The organism is Nocardia cerradoensis NBRC 101014, assembly GCF_000308535.1.
GTDB classification, from domain to species: domain Bacteria; phylum Actinomycetota; class Actinomycetes; order Mycobacteriales; family Mycobacteriaceae; genus Nocardia; species Nocardia cerradoensis.
Map to the genome: position 1 here is coordinate 30,344 of NZ_BAFW01000388.1, position 16,664 is coordinate 47,007.

18 protein-coding genes are annotated in these 16,664 nt (G+C 69.0%); 7 read left to right on the forward strand and 11 right to left on the reverse strand.

The window, feature by feature from the left end; translation table 11 throughout:
- Positions 1-147 precede the first annotated feature (147 nt).
- Positions 148-1,593, forward strand: coding sequence for an acyl-CoA carboxylase subunit beta (locus ON23_RS35105; RefSeq protein ID WP_039784172.1), 1,446 nt, complete (start codon positions 148-150; stop codon positions 1,591-1,593).
- Positions 1,594-1,670: 77 nt separating this feature from the next.
- Here the strand turns inward: ON23_RS35105 and ON23_RS35110 are convergent, their stop codons facing one another.
- The 3 genes from ON23_RS35110 to ON23_RS35120 all read right to left on the reverse strand — a co-directional run bounded on the left by ON23_RS35110 (position 1,671) and on the right by ON23_RS35120 (position 3,550).
- Positions 1,671-2,198, reverse strand: a complete 528-nt coding sequence (locus ON23_RS35110) for a DUF3145 domain-containing protein (protein WP_030518482.1) — start codon at positions 2,196-2,198, stop codon at positions 1,671-1,673.
- 96 nt (positions 2,199-2,294) lie between these two features.
- Positions 2,295-3,128, reverse strand: a complete 834-nt coding sequence (locus ON23_RS35115; protein WP_039784173.1) for a serine hydrolase domain-containing protein — start codon at positions 3,126-3,128, stop codon at positions 2,295-2,297.
- 50 nt (positions 3,129-3,178) lie between these two features.
- Complete coding sequence (locus ON23_RS35120; protein ID WP_051043783.1) at positions 3,179-3,550, reverse strand: MerR family transcriptional regulator; 372 nt, start codon at positions 3,548-3,550, stop codon at positions 3,179-3,181.
- Between the two features lie 54 nt (positions 3,551-3,604).
- Here ON23_RS35120 and ON23_RS35125 point away from each other — a divergent pair, with 54 nt between their 5' ends.
- From ON23_RS35125 to trpB, 3 genes are all read left to right on the forward strand, one after another.
- Complete coding sequence (locus ON23_RS35125; RefSeq protein ID WP_039784174.1) at positions 3,605-4,378, forward strand: alpha/beta fold hydrolase; 774 nt, start codon at positions 3,605-3,607, stop codon at positions 4,376-4,378.
- Between the two features lie 65 nt (positions 4,379-4,443).
- Positions 4,444-5,634, forward strand: a complete 1,191-nt coding sequence (locus ON23_RS35130; protein WP_039784175.1) for a serine hydrolase domain-containing protein — start codon at positions 4,444-4,446, stop codon at positions 5,632-5,634.
- Positions 5,635-5,771: 137 nt separating this feature from the next.
- Positions 5,772-7,013, forward strand: a complete 1,242-nt coding sequence (gene trpB, locus ON23_RS35135) for a tryptophan synthase subunit beta (protein WP_039784310.1) — start codon at positions 5,772-5,774, stop codon at positions 7,011-7,013.
- Positions 7,014-7,030: 17 nt separating this feature from the next.
- On the opposite strand, the gene ON23_RS35140 is transcribed toward trpB, so the two are convergent.
- A complete protein-coding gene (locus ON23_RS35140; RefSeq protein WP_083904438.1) occupies positions 7,031-8,095 on the reverse strand; it encodes a phosphotransferase family protein in 1,065 nt (354 codons plus the stop codon).
- Between the two features lie 77 nt (positions 8,096-8,172).
- Between ON23_RS35140 and pabB the strand changes: the two genes are divergently transcribed.
- A complete protein-coding gene (gene pabB / locus ON23_RS35145) occupies positions 8,173-10,587 on the forward strand; it encodes an aminodeoxychorismate synthase component I (RefSeq protein WP_083904450.1) in 2,415 nt (804 codons plus the stop codon).
- Here pabB and ON23_RS35150 read toward each other — a convergent pair.
- Positions 10,567-11,040 carry a hypothetical protein gene (locus ON23_RS35150; RefSeq protein ID WP_039784314.1) on the reverse strand — a complete coding sequence of 158 codons (474 nt, stop codon included), beginning with the start codon at positions 11,038-11,040 and terminating at the stop codon, positions 10,567-10,569. The genes pabB and ON23_RS35150 overlap by 21 nt on opposite strands.
- Positions 11,041-11,129: 89 nt before the next feature.
- On the opposite strand from ON23_RS35150, the gene ON23_RS35155 reads away from it, so the two are divergent.
- Positions 11,130-12,767, forward strand: a complete 1,638-nt coding sequence (locus ON23_RS35155; RefSeq protein ID WP_244969791.1) for an HNH endonuclease — start codon at positions 11,130-11,132, stop codon at positions 12,765-12,767.
- 7 nt (positions 12,768-12,774) lie between these two features.
- On the opposite strand, the gene ON23_RS35160 is transcribed toward ON23_RS35155, so the two are convergent.
- From ON23_RS35160 to ON23_RS35180, 6 genes are all read right to left on the reverse strand, one after another.
- Positions 12,775-13,146, reverse strand: coding sequence for an ACT domain-containing protein (locus tag ON23_RS35160; RefSeq protein WP_039784177.1), 372 nt, complete (start codon positions 13,144-13,146; stop codon positions 12,775-12,777).
- A gap of 20 nt (positions 13,147-13,166) precedes the next feature.
- Positions 13,167-14,039, reverse strand: coding sequence for a class I SAM-dependent methyltransferase (locus ON23_RS35165; protein ID WP_039784178.1), 873 nt, complete (start codon positions 14,037-14,039; stop codon positions 13,167-13,169).
- Entirely contained in the window at positions 14,036-14,377 is a 342-nt protein-coding gene (locus ON23_RS35170) for a VOC family protein (protein ID WP_039784179.1), read from the reverse strand. Before ON23_RS35170 ends, ON23_RS35165 begins: the two co-directional genes overlap by 4 nt.
- Before the next feature lies 1 nt (position 14,378).
- Positions 14,379-14,546: a ribbon-helix-helix domain-containing protein gene (locus tag ON23_RS35175; protein WP_036499828.1), complete on the reverse strand. Its 168-nt coding sequence runs from the start codon at positions 14,544-14,546 to the stop codon at positions 14,379-14,381.
- An 80-nt stretch (positions 14,547-14,626) separates the two neighbouring features.
- A complete protein-coding gene (locus ON23_RS38665) occupies positions 14,627-14,788 on the reverse strand; it encodes a hypothetical protein (protein ID WP_167331925.1) in 162 nt (53 codons plus the stop codon).
- A 49-nt stretch (positions 14,789-14,837) separates the two neighbouring features.
- Positions 14,838-15,581, reverse strand: coding sequence for an SDR family NAD(P)-dependent oxidoreductase (locus tag ON23_RS35180; protein ID WP_039784317.1), 744 nt, complete (start codon positions 15,579-15,581; stop codon positions 14,838-14,840).
- 259 nt (positions 15,582-15,840) lie between these two features.
- Between ON23_RS35180 and ON23_RS35185 the strand changes: the two genes are divergently transcribed.
- The gene (locus ON23_RS35185) at positions 15,841-16,656 is read left to right on the forward strand and encodes an IclR family transcriptional regulator (RefSeq protein WP_051043785.1); all 816 of its coding nucleotides are present in this window, start codon (positions 15,841-15,843) and stop codon (positions 16,654-16,656) included.
- The last annotated feature ends 8 nt before the right edge of the window (positions 16,657-16,664 follow it).

Below are 16,664 nucleotides of genomic sequence, written 5' to 3' on the forward strand. Positions count from 1 at the left end.
GACTCGTCGACAACGTCTGTCGACAACTTCAGCGAACCCGGTGGGGCTTTTCGGCCAAGGCAGATTCCCTCGTCGAAAAGCCCCACCGGGATTTTCATCTTCGCAGCCGCGTCAGCGACTCCACATTTCCCTCGAGGAGAGACCGCGATGACCATCATGGCCCCCGCGCAGGCGGATGCCACGACCGATCCCCGTGATCCGCTGGGTCGGTTGCAGCGCTTCTTCGATCCCGGAACCGTTCTTCCGCTCCACCCGCGCGACAAGTCCGGCGTGCTGGCCGCCATCGGCGAGGTCGACGGCGTGCGCACCGTCGCGTACTGCTCCGACGCCACCGTGATGGGCGGCGCCATGGGTGTCGACGGGTGCAAGCACATCGTGGACGCGATCGATACCGCCATCGACTCCCGGATTCCGGTCGTCGGCATCTGGCATTCGGGCGGTGCGCGCCTGGCCGAGGGCGTCGAGGCACTGCACGCGGTGGGCACCGTCTTCGAGGCGATGGTTCGCGCCTCGGGCCTGGTCCCCCAGATCTCGATCGTGGTCGGCTTCGCCGCCGGCGGCGCCGCGTACGGTCCGGCGCTGACCGACGTCGTGATCATGGCGCCCGAGGGCCGCGTCTTCGTCACCGGTCCGGACGTCGTCAAGTCGGTCACCGGGGAGAACGTCGACATGGCCACCCTCGGTGGTCCCGAGACCCACGGCAAGAAGTCCGGTGTGTGCCATATCGTCGCCGACGACGAGAACGACGCGATGCACCGCGGCCGTCGCCTGGTCTCGATGTTCGCCGAACAGGGCGAGTTCGACCTGTCCGCCGCCGCCCACGGCGATGTGGACCTCAAGGCGATGCTGCCGGCGTCGGCCAAGCGTGCCTACGACGTCAAGCCGGTCGTGCGCGAACTGCTCGACAAGATCCCCTCGCCGGACGGCGACGACGAATCCTCGTTCGAGGAGTTGCAGGGCGGTTACGCCCGCAGCATCGTCACCGGTCTCGGCCGCCTCGGTGGTCGCACGGTCGGTGTGCTCGCCAACAACCCGCTGCGCATGGGCGGCTGCCTCACCAGCGAATCCGCCGAGAAGGCAGCGCGTTTCGTGCGGCTGTGCAACTCGTTCGGCATTCCGCTGGTCGTGATCACCGACGTGCCCGGCTATCTGCCCGGTGTCGGCATGGAATGGGAGGGTGTGGTGCGCCGCGGCGCGAAACTGCTGCACGCCTTCGCCGAGGCCCGCGTTCCGCGCGTCACCCTGGTGACCCGGAAGATCTACGGCGGTGCCTACATCGCGATGAACGCCCGCTCGCTGGGCGCGACGGCGGTGTACGCCTGGCCGGAGTCCGAGGTCGCCGTGATGGGCGCCAAGGCCGCGGTCGGCATCCTGCACAAGAAGGCCATCGCGAAGGCCCCCGAGGAGGAGCGCGAGGCTCTGATCGAGCGCCTCACCGCCGAACACGAGACCATCGCCGGCGGAGTCGGGCGGGCCCTGTCCATCGGCGTCGTGGACGAGGTCATCGATCCCGCCAAGACCCGGTCCACCATTGCCGCGGCGCTGGCCTCGGCCCCGGCCAAGGCCAGCCACAACAAGAACATCCCGCTGTAAAGCCTTCGGCGCCAATACATCACGGGTGGTCTCCGCTTCGGAGACCACCCGTCGTATTTTCCCGATCGATGTGGGGTTCAGCCGACGTCGCGGCGGAGCCAGGTGACCTCGGCGCCTTCACCGCCGGTGCGGAAGGGTTCGAGTTCGTCGTCCCAGGCGGTGCCCAGAGCGCGATCGATGTCGGCGGAGATGTCGCCGTGGCGGCCACGAGCCCGGGCCGCGCGCACGATTTCCCGCAGGCGCATCTCGCCGACCATGACGTCGCCGTTGGCGCTCATCGCGCCGGTCCACAATCCCAGACCGGGAACGAAACTGTACCGTTCGCCGTCGACGCCTTCGGAGGGATCCTCGGTGACCTCGAAGCGCAGCACCGGCCAATCCCGCAACGCCTTGGCAATTCGCCCCGCCGTGCCGACCGGACCCACCCAATCGGTGGTTGCGCGCAGTTGTCCCGCGGCGGCCGGCTGGGCGGTCCAGCGCAGCGACGCAGGCGATTTCAGAGTGGAGGAAAGCGTCCATTCGATGTGCGGGCACAGCGCGGCCGGTGACGCGTGGATGTACACCACACCACACGTCACATCCGCGAACTGATCAGATGCGCGCACCTGTACACCTCCAGCCTCGACGTCGGACGTCTTCCCCAACATCCCGTCGAGCGCAGGCGTTGCCCGAGTTTACTGGAGTGCCCGATGTTACGGCTGTTACTTTTCGGCCGTGTCGCGAATCCGCTGGATATCGGCGATGACGGCATCGCTGAACGTCGGCCACACCGCTCGGGCCCAATCGCCGAAATTCTCGTCGCTCAACGCCACACACGCCACCCCGATCTCCGGATCCACCCACAGGAAGGTGCCGGACTGCCCGAAATGCCCGTAGGTTCCCGGCGAGTTGGCTCCCCCCGTCCAATGCGGAGTCTTGTGGTCGCGGATCTCGAATCCCAGACCCCAATCATTGGGGCGCTGCGATCCGTATCCGGGAAGTACTCCGCCGACGCCCGGGAATTGCACGGAGGTCGCCGCGGTGAGCATGTCACCGGATATCAAGATCGGGTTCAGCAATTCTCCGGCGAAACGCAGCAGATCGTTCACCGTGGAGCGGGCGGCGTGTCCGGCGGATCCGGCCAGGACCGAGGATTTCATTCCGAGTGGCTCGAATACGGCTTGCCGCAGATATTCCGGAAATTCGATTCCGGTCTCGCGCGTGAGGAACTCGGCGAGCACCTCGAATCCGGCGCTGGAATAGATGCGGCGCTGCCCGGGCTCGGCCATGATCACGGTGGTGTCGAAGGCCAGTCCCGCCGTATGCGCCAGCAGATGCCGCACGGTGGAGCCGGGCGGGCCGGCGGGCTGGTCCAGTTCGATCGCACCTTCTTCGACCGCCACCAGAACCGCATAGGCGGCAAGGGGTTTCGTGACCGACGCGAGAGCGAACACCCGATCGAGGTCGCCCTCGGTGCCGACCACGCCTTGGGTATCGACGACGCCCGCGGCGGCGTGCCGGACGGGCCAGTCGCGAATCTGTTCCAGTGCTCGCACGGCACCGAGCCTACGAGAAGGGCCCCAGCCCACCGCCGCGGGGAGGCCGGTTACGCCGGGCCGTCGCTGCGATAGGGCGCGGCCACCAGTTGCTCGTCCTGACGGGCCAGCAGCGTGCGGCGCCGGGTCAGCTCGGCGATCTGCGCGTCGAGGTGAGACAGGCCCTCCCGCACGATCTTTCGGGTGTGATCGCAGTGCTGCAAGCCCGTGGCGGTCGCACACGGCAGCAGTTCACGGATGGCGCTGGACGGCAGTCCGGCGGCGAGCAACTCGCGAATACGGTGTACCCGCTGGGGTGCGTCGTCGGCGTAGACGCGGTAGCCGTTGCCGTCGCGGCGGGCGCTCAGCAGTCCCTGTTCCTCGTAGTAGCGCAGCAGGCGGGTGCTGACGCCGGTGATGTTCGCCAGCTCGCCGATCAGCACCGCACCCTCCCGGACTTGACCTTCACACTCATGTCAATCCCTAACGTCGCGGCCATGACGAACATTTCACTGTCCACATCGGTGACCGGCAGCGGTCCCGCGGTCGTGCTCGCACACGGCGCCGGCGGCGGGATCGAGGCCAACTTCGGTTCTCTGATCCCGTTGCTCGCCGAGCGGCACACCGTGATCGGCTCCGACTATCCGGCCGATGACACCGTCCTGACCCTTGACGGGTTGGCCGACGCACTGGTCGAGGAGGCCGTGGCGGCGGGCGCCGAGCGGTTCCCGATCATCGGATTCTCGCTCGGCACGGCGGTGGCGGTGCGGGCCGCCGTGCGTCATCCCGATCGGGTCACCGGGTTGGTGCTCGCGGCCGGGCTGGCACGAGCCGACCATCGGGCCCGGCTCGTGCTGGATCTGTGGCGCGGCGCGCTCGCCGCCCGCGATCACGACGCGTTCGCGCGCGTGGTGCTGCTGTCCGGATACAGTGCCGCGTTCACCAATTCGCTGCCGGACGAAATGTTTTCGCAGTATCTGACACAGATCGCGGCCCAGGTTCCGGGTGGTGCGGCGGCGCAGGCGGATCTGGTGACCCGGGTGGACACCCGCGCCGATCTGCCGCGGGTCGCGGTGCCGACCCGCGTCATCGCGGCCACGGCGGATCTGCTGGTCGATCCCGCCAATTCGCGCGAGCTGGCGGCGGCGATTCCGGGCGCCGACTACGTCGAGGTGGCGGCGGGACACGTGCTCATGCACGAGGCGCCGCAGGAGTGGCATCGCGCCGTCCTCGACTACTTCGCGGACAGCTCCCGGATCCACGCCGCCTGACCGGTTTCCGATCCGGGTGGACACCGTACGACGCCGCAGCGATGACCGTTACCATCGGTTGCACTATGGGCGAGGTTGCTGAGGTACACGGTGAGGTGGCGAGCGGTTTCGAGCCGGTCGCGGACGCGTTTCGGCGCAACTTCGCCCGGTTCGGCGAGATCGGCGCGGCCGTGGCCGTCTACGACGGGGACCGGCCGGTGGTGGATCTGTGGGCGGGGTTCCGCGATCGGCGCCGGCAGCTGCCGTGGGAGCGCGACACCATGGTTCCGGTGTTCTCCTCGACGAAGGGGATGACGGCATTCGCCGTGGCGAGTGCCGTCTCGTGCGGGGTGCTCGACTACCAGGCGCCGGTCGCGCAGTACTGGCCGGAATTCGCCGCGCACGGCAAGGAATCGATCACCGTACGGCAGCTGCTCGACCACCGCGCGGGTCTGCCGGTGCTGGATCGGGTGGTGCGGCTGTCGGATATGGCCGACCGGGATCGGCTCGCGGAGATCCTGGCCGACCAGAAACCACTGTGGAGCCCGGGCACCCGGCAGGGCTACCACCCGATCACCGCCGGGCTGTATCTGGGCGAACTGCTCCGCCGCGTCGATCCGCGGCACCGCACCCTGGGCCGCATCTTCGCCGAGGACTTCGCCGGCCCGCTCGAGCTGGACTTCTTCATCGGACTGCCGGAGGAACAATCCCTCGATCGCATCGCCACACTCGCGTCCACCTCCGGGCTGGACGTGCTGCGCTACGAGCGGGACGTGCCGCTGCGCATCGCGATTCAGATGTTTCTGCGGCGGGGTCTGACCTATCGCGCCTTGAGCAGCCCCCGCACCGGCGCCCCCGAACGCGCCACCCGTCGCGAATTCCTCGGCGTCGAGAGCCCGGCCGCGGGCGGCGTGGGCACGGCACGGTCCCTGGCTCGGGTCTACGGTGCGGCGGCGGGACGCACCGGCGAATTGCCCATCGCACCGGGCATTCTCGACCGGCTGGCCACCGCCGACACCGTCGACGACGTGCCCGCCGACGATCTGGTGCTGCTCACCCGCAGCCGCTACCACCTGGGCTTCCGCAAATCCTGTGGCAGCTTCCGTTTCGGCAGCGACAAGCGCGCCTACGGCACCACCGGTTACGGGGGCTCGTTCGGATTCGCCGATCCGGCAACGGGTTTGGGTTTCGGCTATGTGATGAACCGCCTCGGCACCGCCGTCCTCGACGATGTGCGGGCTCGTGCCGTCCGGGAGGCACTACTCCGCTGCGGCTGATCTCGCCACCCGCGCCCACTTACCACCACTGACGATGACCTCTTCCGTGCTGTTAACTCACTCGTTGCCGGCAGGTGACCGGGTGTGCGAGCGAATCGCACACACTGTCCGAGCCGGACGGCGAGGAGAAAGCGCGGATGCGAATGGTTATCGGACACAGGCCAACCCACGCCACCACTCGGGACGGCATCCGAGACCCCGGCAGATTCGGCGCGTTCGGCGGGCGTTACGTTCCCGAAGGACTGATGGCGGCGCTCACCGACGTGGAGAACGCCCACCGAGCGGCCTGGGCGGATCCCGAATACCACCGCGAACTCGACCGGTTGCTGCGCGAGCGCGTCGGCCGGCCGACCTTGCTGCACGCGGCGCCGCGGCTCGCGCGGGCGCTGGGAGTGCCCGGGGTGCGCGTCTTCCTCAAGCGCGAGGATATGACGCACACCGGCGCACACAAGATCAACAATGCCCTCGGGCAGGCGCTGCTGGCCGTGCGGATGGGCAAGACCCGCATCATCGCCGAAACCGGGGCGGGGCAGCACGGCGTCGCGGTGGCGACCGTCTGCGCCATGCTCGGATTGTCGTGCGTGATCTACATGGGCGCCGACGATATGGCCCGCCAGCAGAGCAACGTCGTGCGGATGCGCCTGCTCGGGGCGGACGTGCGCGCCGTTCGTTCCGGTGATCGCCGCCTGAAGGCCGCGGTGACCGAGGCCGTGCGAGATTGGGTGGCGCACACCGAAACCACGCATTTCCTGTTCGGCACCGCCACCGGGCCCGCACCCTATCCGCGCATGGTGCGCGACCATCAGAGCCGGATCGGCATCGAATCCCGGGCACAGCTGCTGGCGGCGACGGGACGGCTGCCCGACCACGTCATCGCCTGCGTGGGCGGCGGCAGTAACGCGATCGGCATGTTCCACCCGTTCACCGGCGATGCGCAGGTGCGGCTGACCGGCGTGGAAGCCGGGGGCCGCGGCCTACACACCGGCGAGCACGCGGCCACCCTCAGCGCGGGCACACCGGGTGAGATGGACGGCGCGTTCAGCTATGTCCTGCAGGACCACGAGGGCCAGATCGCGCGAACCCACAGCATCGCGGCCGGGCTGGACTATCCGGGGGTGGGCCCGGAACTGAGCCATCTCAAGGACATCGGCCGCATCGATCATGCCGTCGCGACCGATGCGGTGGCGCTGCGCGGACTGGATACGCTGTGCCGGACCGAAGGCATCATCACCGCGCTCGAATCCGCGCACGCCGTCGGATATCTGCTGGAGTCGGCCGAACAGGGCGCGATCGCCGAGGACTCGCTGATCCTGCTGTGCCTGTCCGGCCGTGGCGACAAGGATCTCGCCATCGTCGCGGACCTGCTCGACGCCGGCTGACGCCGTGCGACGCCGGCTCATTCGCAGAGCCGGGCGGCCTTCTCGAACAGTTCCAGCGTGATGGCGTGCAGGAAATCGCCGGTCTGCTTGGGCGCCTTGCCGGCGAAGGCCCGCGCGTGCGTGCCCTCGAGCACGATGCCGAGTTTGAAGCAGGCCAGCACCGTGTACCAGGAGGCGTGGCCGAGGTCGCGGTCGGAGAAGGTCGCGTAGTGGGCGATCATCTCCTCGGCGGTGGGCAGGCCGCCCGCGGCGCCGAGCTTGCCGACCAGGGCGGCGCCGGTGGTTCCGGGTTCGGGGCGGGTGGCGATCTGCCAGCCCAGATCCAGCAGCGGATCACCGATCGTCGACATCTCCCAGTCGACCATGGCGGCGACCTCGGGCCCGTCGTAGGAGAACATCATGTTGGCGAGGTGGCAGTCGCCGTGCAGGATGCCCGGCCGCCACTGCGCGGGCCGGTTGCGGTCGAGCCAGTCCCCGACCCGGTCCACCCCCGGAATCTGCGGGCCGGGGTAGCCGTCGTTGCTGTTGTAGGACTCGAGTTCGCCGAGCCAGCGCGGCACCTGACGTTCCAGGAAACCGTCCGGCTTGCCGTAGTCGGACAGGCCCAGCGCCTCGTAGTCGAGCGATCCGAGCCGGGCGATGGCCTCGACCGCCGACAGACCCATCTGCCGCCGCACCTCCGGATCGCCGGCGTGCAGGGCGGGCAGTTCGTTCTGCGGGTTGAAGCCGGTGATCGGCTCCATCAGATAGAAGACCGCGCCGATCACCGATTCGTCGGCCCCCGCCGCGATCACCCGCGGCGCACGCACGCCGGTGCCCGCCAGCGCGCCGAGCAGGCGGGATTCGCGGCGGATGACGTCGTTGCTCTTGGGACGCAGATGTTTCGGCCCGCGTCGCAGCACGAAATCGCGGCCACCCCGGCGGAACCGCAGCATGATGTTCTGGGTGCCGCCGCCGAGTGAGGTCACATCCTCGAAGTCACCGCCGGGCAGGCCCTGTTCATCCATCCATTCGCCGACGGCCGCGAAATCGACGACCTCGCGCTCGACCTCGGCCGGTTGCACCACAGACATGCCCCACATTGTGCACCACCACGACCGGTCAACTGAAGGCATATGCCCTCACTGCGTGGTCCGAGATGCCCGATACGGTGATGCACATGAGCACGTCCTGGTCTCGGCATTTGAGCGAGACCACTCTCGACCACGGGGTGCACGCCCGGAACCCCGTGCGCACGCTGCTGGTCGACAACTACGACTCGTTCACCTACAACCTCTTCCAATTGATCGGCACCGTGAACGGCGCCGAACCGACCGTGCTGCGCAACGACGAGATCGACACCCTGGCCGAGCTGGACCTCGACCGGTTCGACAACATCGTCGTCTCCCCCGGCCCCGGACGCCCCGACGTACCAAGGGATTTCGGGATCTCCCAGACGCTGATCGAGGGGGCGGAGCTCCCGCTGCTGGGCGTCTGCCTCGGCCATCAGGGCATCGTGCTGGCGGCGGGCGGGCAGGTCGTTCCGGCGCCCGCTCCCCGGCACGGCTACCCGGACCGCATCAGCCACGACGGTCGCGATCTGTTGGCCGGAATTCCCGCCGACTTCCTGGCCGTGCGCTATCACTCGCTGTGCGCCGCCCAGCCGCTGCCGGACGCGCTGGCCATCACCGCCACCGCGCCCGACGGGGTCGTGATGGGCGTGCGGCATCGCCACCGCCCGCAGTGGGGTGTGCAGTTCCATCCGGAATCGGTGTCCAGCGAATGCGGCGCCGCACTGCTGGGGAATTTCGCGCGGCTGACGCGGGAGTGGTGGGCGCGTCGGGAGATGCGGCGATCGCCGGTCGCGGTTGCCGGGCCGGTGACGGGGTCGGGGCCGGCACACCCGGCACAGACGACCGTCCTATCCGATCCGACGCGGCCGACCGGCGGACCAGCGGTTGCCGGTATGAGGTCCGTGCCGGTGAGCATCGGTGCCGAAGAAAGTGCCGGTAGCGCACGGGACGACTCAGCGACGCGAGTCCGAGACTTCGCGCGGGTGTCCGAACCGGGTCCCGACACAGGTGGAGGTTACGGCAAGGCCGCAACCTCCCGGTCCTCAATCCGCTCCACGATCACCCTCACCGTTCTGCATGAAGTGATCGACCGCGCCGTCGACACGGAATCCGTTGTGCTGCAGTTATATCCGGACTCGCCGACCGCGTTCTGGCTCGACAGCGCGCATGTGGAGCCGGGTCTGGATCGGTTCAGTTTCGCCGGTGATGCGTCCGGGCCGCTGGCGGAGGTGGTGCGGTATCGGGTCGGCGCGGGATGTGTGATCGCGGATCGCACCGGCACGCGCACCGATCCGCGGCCGGTGCTCGACTATCTGTCGGCGCGGCTGAGTGAGCTGAGTATCCGATTCCCGGATGTGCCTTTCGATTTCGTGGGCGGCTACGTCGGTTATCTGGGCTATGAGATGAAGGCCGACTGCGGTGCGCGGGCAGGGCATCGATCGCCCTATCCGGATGCGCAGTGGATCTTCGCCGATCGGCTGGTCGTGGTCGATCACGTCGCGGGCCGCACCCATCTGCTCGCCGTCACCGACGCGGCGTCGGCCGAGGTGAATCGCCGCTGGCTGGCCGATACCCGCGCGATCGTCGCGACACTGCCGGATCGGCGGAATCCGGAACCGCTCACACTGCCCGCCGACGAAGAGGCCGTCGTCTCGCGCCTGAGCCGTGGCCGGGACCGCTATCTGGCCGATATCGCGGCGATCGACGCCGAACTACGCGCCGGGGAAACCTACGAGGTGAATCTCACCGACAGCGCCGGGATCGATTCCGATGCGCCGGGCCTCGACGTCTACCGGGTGCTGCGGCGCAGCAATCCCGCCCCGTACGCGGCGTATCTGAGATTCGGCGAACTGCATATCGCCTGTTCGTCACCGGAGCGCTTCCTCAAGGTCGACCGCACCCGCACGGTGGAGACCAAACCGATCAAGGGCACCGCCCCACGCGGCGCCACCCCGGAGGCCGACGAAAACCTCTGCCGCGCATTGGAATTGGATCCCAAGACCCGTGCCGAGAATCTGATGATCGTCGATCTGCTGCGCAACGATCTGGGCCGGGTGTGCGAGCTGGGCAGTGTGCACGTCCCGGAACTGATGGTCGCGGAGACCTACACGACCATGCATCAGCTGGTGAGCACCGTGCGCGGCCGGCTGCGTCCCGAAGTGGACGTGATCGATTGCCTGCGAGCCTGTTTCCCGGGCGGCTCGATGACCGGGGCCCCGAAGCTGCGGACCATGGAAATCATCGACGGGCTGGAAACCGAGGCGCGCGGCATCTACTCGGGCACGATCGGATTTCTGGGTCTGGGCGGAACGGCGGATCTCAATATCGTCATCCGCACCGCGGTCCGGGACGAGCGCGGCTGGCGCGTCGGCGCGGGCGGCGCCGTGGTGCTGGACTCCGACGCCGACGCGGAATTCCACGAGATGGTACTCAAGGCCGCCGCCGCGGCGCGTGCGGTGATCGCCACGGCGGATATGCCGCGGCCGGCGGGCGGCGCGGGCCTATTTTCGGCGTCGACGTGATTTCGGCTCCGGTTGCGGTGGTTCCGCCTCGCGGCTGGTGAGGCGGCCCAGCATCGAGATGCCCGGCAGTTTCGACAGCCGGCTGAGCACGTCCTCACCCAGCGCGATCACGGCCTCGAGCCGCGGCAGCAGCCGGTCGTAGGCCGCGAAGGCTGGATCGGCCAGGGCCAGGGTCCGGTCGAGGCGGTCGATGGTGGAATTGAGCCGGTCGATGGCGGTCGCCAGATTCTCGATCAGATCCGGGAGTTGCGCGGCCAGCTGTACGGACGCGGGCGGCAGCCGCACCGCGGTGCCGAAGGCGGTACCGGCGGTGACCTGCGCGGCGTCGATGGCCTGGCCCGCGGCGGTCTGCGCGGCCTGCGCGGCGGCCTGCGCGGCCGCGAGGATTTCCGTCGCACCCGGCACCCGCGCGCCGCCGGGCTTGCGCCCGGAGTCACCCTTCGGGTTCGTCATGGTTCCACTGTGCCGCACCCGGGCGGTCACGAAAAGCTCCGCGCCGACCGCGCGATTCGTGTCGGGACGGCCTGGCATAGTTCGTGGCGATGACAACCATGCGCCCCACCGTCGACGGCGACGCCACGCCGGTGCCGACTTCGCTTCTGTCGGTACTGGTTTCGTGGCGTTCGACGGCGTTGCTGGATGCGCATGCGGTCCTGCTGACCGCCGGCGGGCGGGTCCGCTCCGCTCGCGACGTGGTGTATTTCAACGCGCCGCGCCATCCCTCCCAGGCGGTGACCGTCGATCAGGATCCGCAACCCGGCACCGCCCGGCTGTCGGTGTCGCTGCCACGCACCGAGGCGGAGATCGTCCGCATCCTGATCACCGGGTCCGGACCCGACCAACCCCTGACCGCACTGCCGGGCCTCGCGGTGGCGGTCGAGGATGCCGAGGGTCTGGTGGCGCGTGCCGACGTCGCCGCGGAACCGGGTGCGCGGGCCGCGGTGTTCGCGGAGTTCCGCCGCGCCGAGGACCGCTGGTGGTTCGTGCGGGGCGGGCCGCAACACGCCGATGCGGCGGAGTTGTTCACGACCTTCGGCGCACCCGTCGCGGACTCGGCGCAGCACCGATCGCAGCGACTGTCATTGCAGCGCAACAGATTTGCCGCACCGATGCCGCCGCCTCGGGACGCCCGCCCCGATTGGCATCCCGATCCCGCGGACGCGGCGTCACTGCGCTGGTGGGACGGCTCCCGGTGGACCGAACAGACGTTGCCAGGCCCGCCCACCGACCCGCGCGGCTGTCCTCGCTGCGGCCGGCGGCGGGGCTGGCGACTGCTCGGCGCCGCGCCCTGCCGCACATGCGCGGCGGAGGTCGACGACTATCTGTCCGAGTGGCGCATCCGAGCGCTTCACGTCCTGACCACCACCGGTCCGAGCGGACCCGACTGGGACGAGCTGTGGACCCGGATCCGCCATCGGCGCATCGACCCCGGCACCGCCCGCGCGGCCCTGCGCGGACCCGCCGTCGCGCATCTCGAGCGCACGGCGGCCTTCGCCCTGGCCGACGGCACGATCACCGGCGCCGAACTGGAACGATTCGATGCGACGGTCGCCGCGCTCGGGGTGCGCGACGGGGCCGTGGAGGAATTGCGCCGCAGTCTGCGCCGGCTGCGCATCCTGTCCCGGCTGCGGGCGGGCGAGCTTCCGGTGATCGCGGTGCCCGATCTGCATCTGGACCCGCAGGAACGCGTCCACCTCGACACCGCCGCCACCCGCATCCGGCGGACGGGGCGCGGCGCGCACGCGTCCGCGGGCCGGTTGATCTGCTCGAACCGGAAGCTGCGCTTCATCGGCCCGGACGCCGGTATCGAAATCCCCTGGGCCCGAGCGGTTTCCGTATCGGCCACCGAGACCGGGGTGACGGTGGCGGCGACCTCGGCGCGCGGCGGTGCCGAATTCGACGTCGACGAACCGGAATTGGTGGCCGCGATCGTGGAAGGCGCCCTGCGCGTGGCGAAACGGCTCACCGTCGCACCGGGCAGACGCGACAGCCGGTCCATCGCCCCCGATATCAAGGCCGAAGTGTGGCATCGCGACGGCGGCCGGTGCGTCGAATGCGGCGCCACCCACTACCTCGAATTCGACCACATCATTCCGCTCAGCCGAGGCGGGGCGACCAGTGCGGCGAATCTGCAGATCCTGTGCCGCGGCTGCAACCGCGACAAGGGCGACCACATCTGAACCGTCGTCAGCCCGCGTCGCCGGCGATCTCGAATCCGGCCTCGGTGAGCGCATCGGTCGCGGCGGCGCTGCGCGATTCGGGGACCAGCACCAGGTCGGCGTGGTAGGTCGAGGCGACGAACACCGGAATTCCGTGCCGCGTCAACGGTTCCAGGATCGCGGTCAGCGCGCCGGAGGTGTCCAGCTCGCGCGGCGTGGCGGCGTACAGGCCGAGCCAGCACGACTCCCGCTCCCACGGCGGAGCCTCGCGGACGACCGTCAGCCCCTCCGGCGCTCGCACCAGCGCCACCCATTCGTCGTCCTCGGGGAAGGTGGCGGCCGGGATGTGGTCGACGCTGAATCGGGACGGCACGATGTGCAAGCGCTGGGATTTCGCCATCGGCTCATCGTAGGCGGGACTCAGGTCGTCGCCACCAGCAACTCCTCACCGTTCGAGGTACGCAACCCGTCCGGGCGCCCGGCGAAGTACCGGCTGTTGAGCTCGTCCGCCGAAATGTGGTGCGCCTGCGCGAAACCGGCCTCCCGGGCCATCGCGACGATCTGTGCGGGGGCGTAGAAGCTGCGGAAGGGCGTGCCGGAGGCGGCCGCGCCGGATTCCGCGAACTCCCGGCTCGTCCGGTCCTGTTCGTCGAGCAGTTCCAGTGGCGGCATGAAGGACATGACGACCGTGGAACCGGGTGCCGAGGCCGCCAGCAGCGACAGCGTTTCCCGGTTGGCCTCGTCGGTGAGATACATGCTGACCCCCAGCGAGGCGACGAGCGCGGGCCGGGCCGGATCGAAACCGGCCGCGGTCAGCCGCTCCCACCACGAATCCTTCTCGAAATCGACCGGGACCGAACGCAACCAATCCGGGAGCTCGTAGCCGGTCTCGACCAGGCGCCGCCGCTTCCACTCCTGCGTCTGCGGTTGATCGACCTCGAAAATCCGGAAGCGAGCGGCGATCTCGGGTTTGCGCTGCGCGAACGTCTCCAGTCCCGCGCCCAGCAGCACGTATTGGCCCACTCGCCCGGCCTGTTCGGTGAGCAGATCCTCCACGAATCGCGAACGCACCACGATGCTCGCCCGGAAGCGGCTGGTGCCCACCGGATCCATATCGCCGCGCTCCCGCCAGCCCTCCGGCGGATCGGCCAGTCGCAGGCCGATCTCGTCGTCGAGCACATGCGGCGGCGGATCGAGCCGGACGTGCAGCGCGCGCCACAGCGCAACCCGCACGGCGGTCTGATCGGGCACCGCGGTGCGCTCGGGCACCGCATCGGTCCGGGTATCGCTCATCGGTCACCACCGGGAGCCTGCAGCGTCCACACCCGCCCGTCCGGGTCGCGCACGGTCATCTCGCGGGTTCCGTAATGGGTGTCGGCGAACGGCGACACCACCTCGACGGGCGCCGGAAAGTCCTGTTCCGCTTCCACTTTCAGCACGACCTGCATTCCGGGTTCGCGATCCGCCGGCACCTCGGCGATGAACAGGTACGGACCGTCCCCGTTGCGCAGCTGTCCGGAATTGTGGTCGGTGGCGAATTCCAGTTCGAAGCCCAGCTGCTGGAAGAACTTCGCCGATTTCCCCCAGTTGTGGGTCTCCAGGAAGATCGCCTCGACACCTCTGGCGGCCATATCACTTCTCCTTCTCACGCGTCGGCGGTTCGGCGCCGAGGTACGCCCGCAGCGCCTCGGCCACCAGCGCCGACAGCGACATCTCCGATTCGACCGCCCGGTATTTGACCTGCTTGATCAGCTCCACCGGGAGATACACGTTGAACTGCTTGACTTCCTCGGCACCCACGAGAGAACGCTATCATGCTAGCAATCTAGATTGCTAGACTCAGGGCCATACGAATTCCAGGAAGTGACAGCCCGGACCGATTACTCGGACGACTCCTCATCCGACCGCGGCGTGCTCGACAGCCGGATCACGCCCGCGTCCAGGTCGAGATCCAGCCGCGGCCGATGCTGCTGCCCGTCGCTGTCACCGCCGCTCTCGTCGGTCAGCTTCTTGCCGGGGAACATCTCGCCGAACACGCCCATAACCCCACGATAGCCGCCTGCCCGCCCGCGGGCGGGGACGGAAACGACCTCAGCGGAGTTTGATGGAACCGCCGTCGACCATCAGGGTCTGGCCGGTCATGTATTTCGCGTCCGCGCTGGCCAGGAATACCGCGACCCGGCCGATATCGGTTTCCGGATCGCCGAAGCGATGCAACGGGGTACGCGCGAGCAAGGCCTCCTCGACGCCCGGATTGGCCTCGATATAGGCCGCGACGCCCTCGGTCAGCGCCAGCGGGGAGATGACGTTGACATTGATGTCGTCGGCGGCCCATTCGTTGGCGGCGACCCGGCTGATCGCCCGGATCGCCTCCTTCGCCGCCGCGTAGGAGCCCTGCCGGGCCTGTCCCTCGAGCCCCGCCCCGGACGCGAAGTTGATCACCGAACCGCGGTTGCGTTTCAGGTGCGGATAGCAGGCGCGCATCAATCGGAAGGTCGGATAGAAGCCGGTGCCGAAGGACAGATCGAACATCTCCTGCGTGGTCTCGAGCAGCGGCGCCTGCTTGGACACATGGGCGTTGTCGACCAGCACGTGCACCGAACCGAACCGCTCCACCGCCGCGGTGACGATCAGCTCGGCGCTCTCCGCACGCGTGATATCGGCGTGCAGATACGCCGCGGCGCCGGCCAGCTCCTGTTCCAGCTCGTGTCCGGCCTCGTCGTTGATGTCGACGAACAGGATCTCGGCGCCTTCCTTCGCGAAGGCCCGCACGATCCCCCGGCCGATGCCGCCCGCGCCGCCGGTGACGATCGCAACCTTTCCCTCGAGCCGCACGCCCACTCCTCTCGCTTGCGAAAAGCCCCACGCTGTCAGGTCCGCCGGACCGGTTCGGGCATCGTTCCGGTGAGCGGGATACCGGACGAACGCCGATGGACCGCCATCGCGCGGTGTGTCTGGCGTCACTACACTCGGGCTTCAATTCCGGTTCTCGCCCAGATTCGACGGGCAGGATGGAAGCGACTCACGATCGGAGGCATCGATGCCACTGGCCACTTCGGCACCCGGGCCCCTGCCGCCATCGATGGTGGAGCGGATGACGCTCATTCTCGACATGTTCGAGCACCGGTCGACGCGGCTGAGCCTCGTGGAGATCTGCACACACAGCGGACTCCCGCGCTCCACCGCGCATCGCATCCTCGACCAGCTGGTGAAACTGCACTGGCTCGAGCACACCCCGTCGGGCTACTGCCTGGGCCGGCGCTCACTCGGGCTCGGCGGGTACGACGGCCGGCACGGCGAGATCCGCGAGGCGGCGGCCGAGCACCTGCACGAGTTGCAGCTGCGGAGCGGACTGGTGGTACACCTGGCGGCGCTGGAGGGCGCCGACGAGGTGTTCCTCGACAAGCTCGGCGGCCCGTTCGCGCGCACACTCGAATCGCATGTGGGGCGCCGCAGTTTCGCCCACCTCACCACCGGCGGCCGCGCCATGCTGGCCTGGTTGCCACCGGAGGAGGTGGAGGCGCTGCTCGGCAAGCAGCTGTCGAATCCGGCGCGGGGCCGCGGATGGGACGTGCCGAGCCTGCATCGCGAATTGAACCGCATCCGCCGCAACCGCGGACTGTCGTTCGACCGCGGCGAATACGCCAATGCGATGGTGGGCCGGGTACTTCCGAGCGTGGCCGCCGCGATCCGGGGTCCGCAGGGGCCGCTGGCCGCGATCTGCCTGTGCGGGGAAACGAACTTCGCCACCATGGAACGACTCGCCCCGCTGGTCGCGGAAGCGGCCGCCCGCACCTCGCGTGCGTTGTCCGCCGAGACCCGCGGGCGACGCCAGGTATCGGCCGCGCGGCGCGGTCAGGCGGTCCGGACGGGCGGTCGCCCGCTCGCCTCCTCGCCGAGTCGCGCGTAACCGCGCGG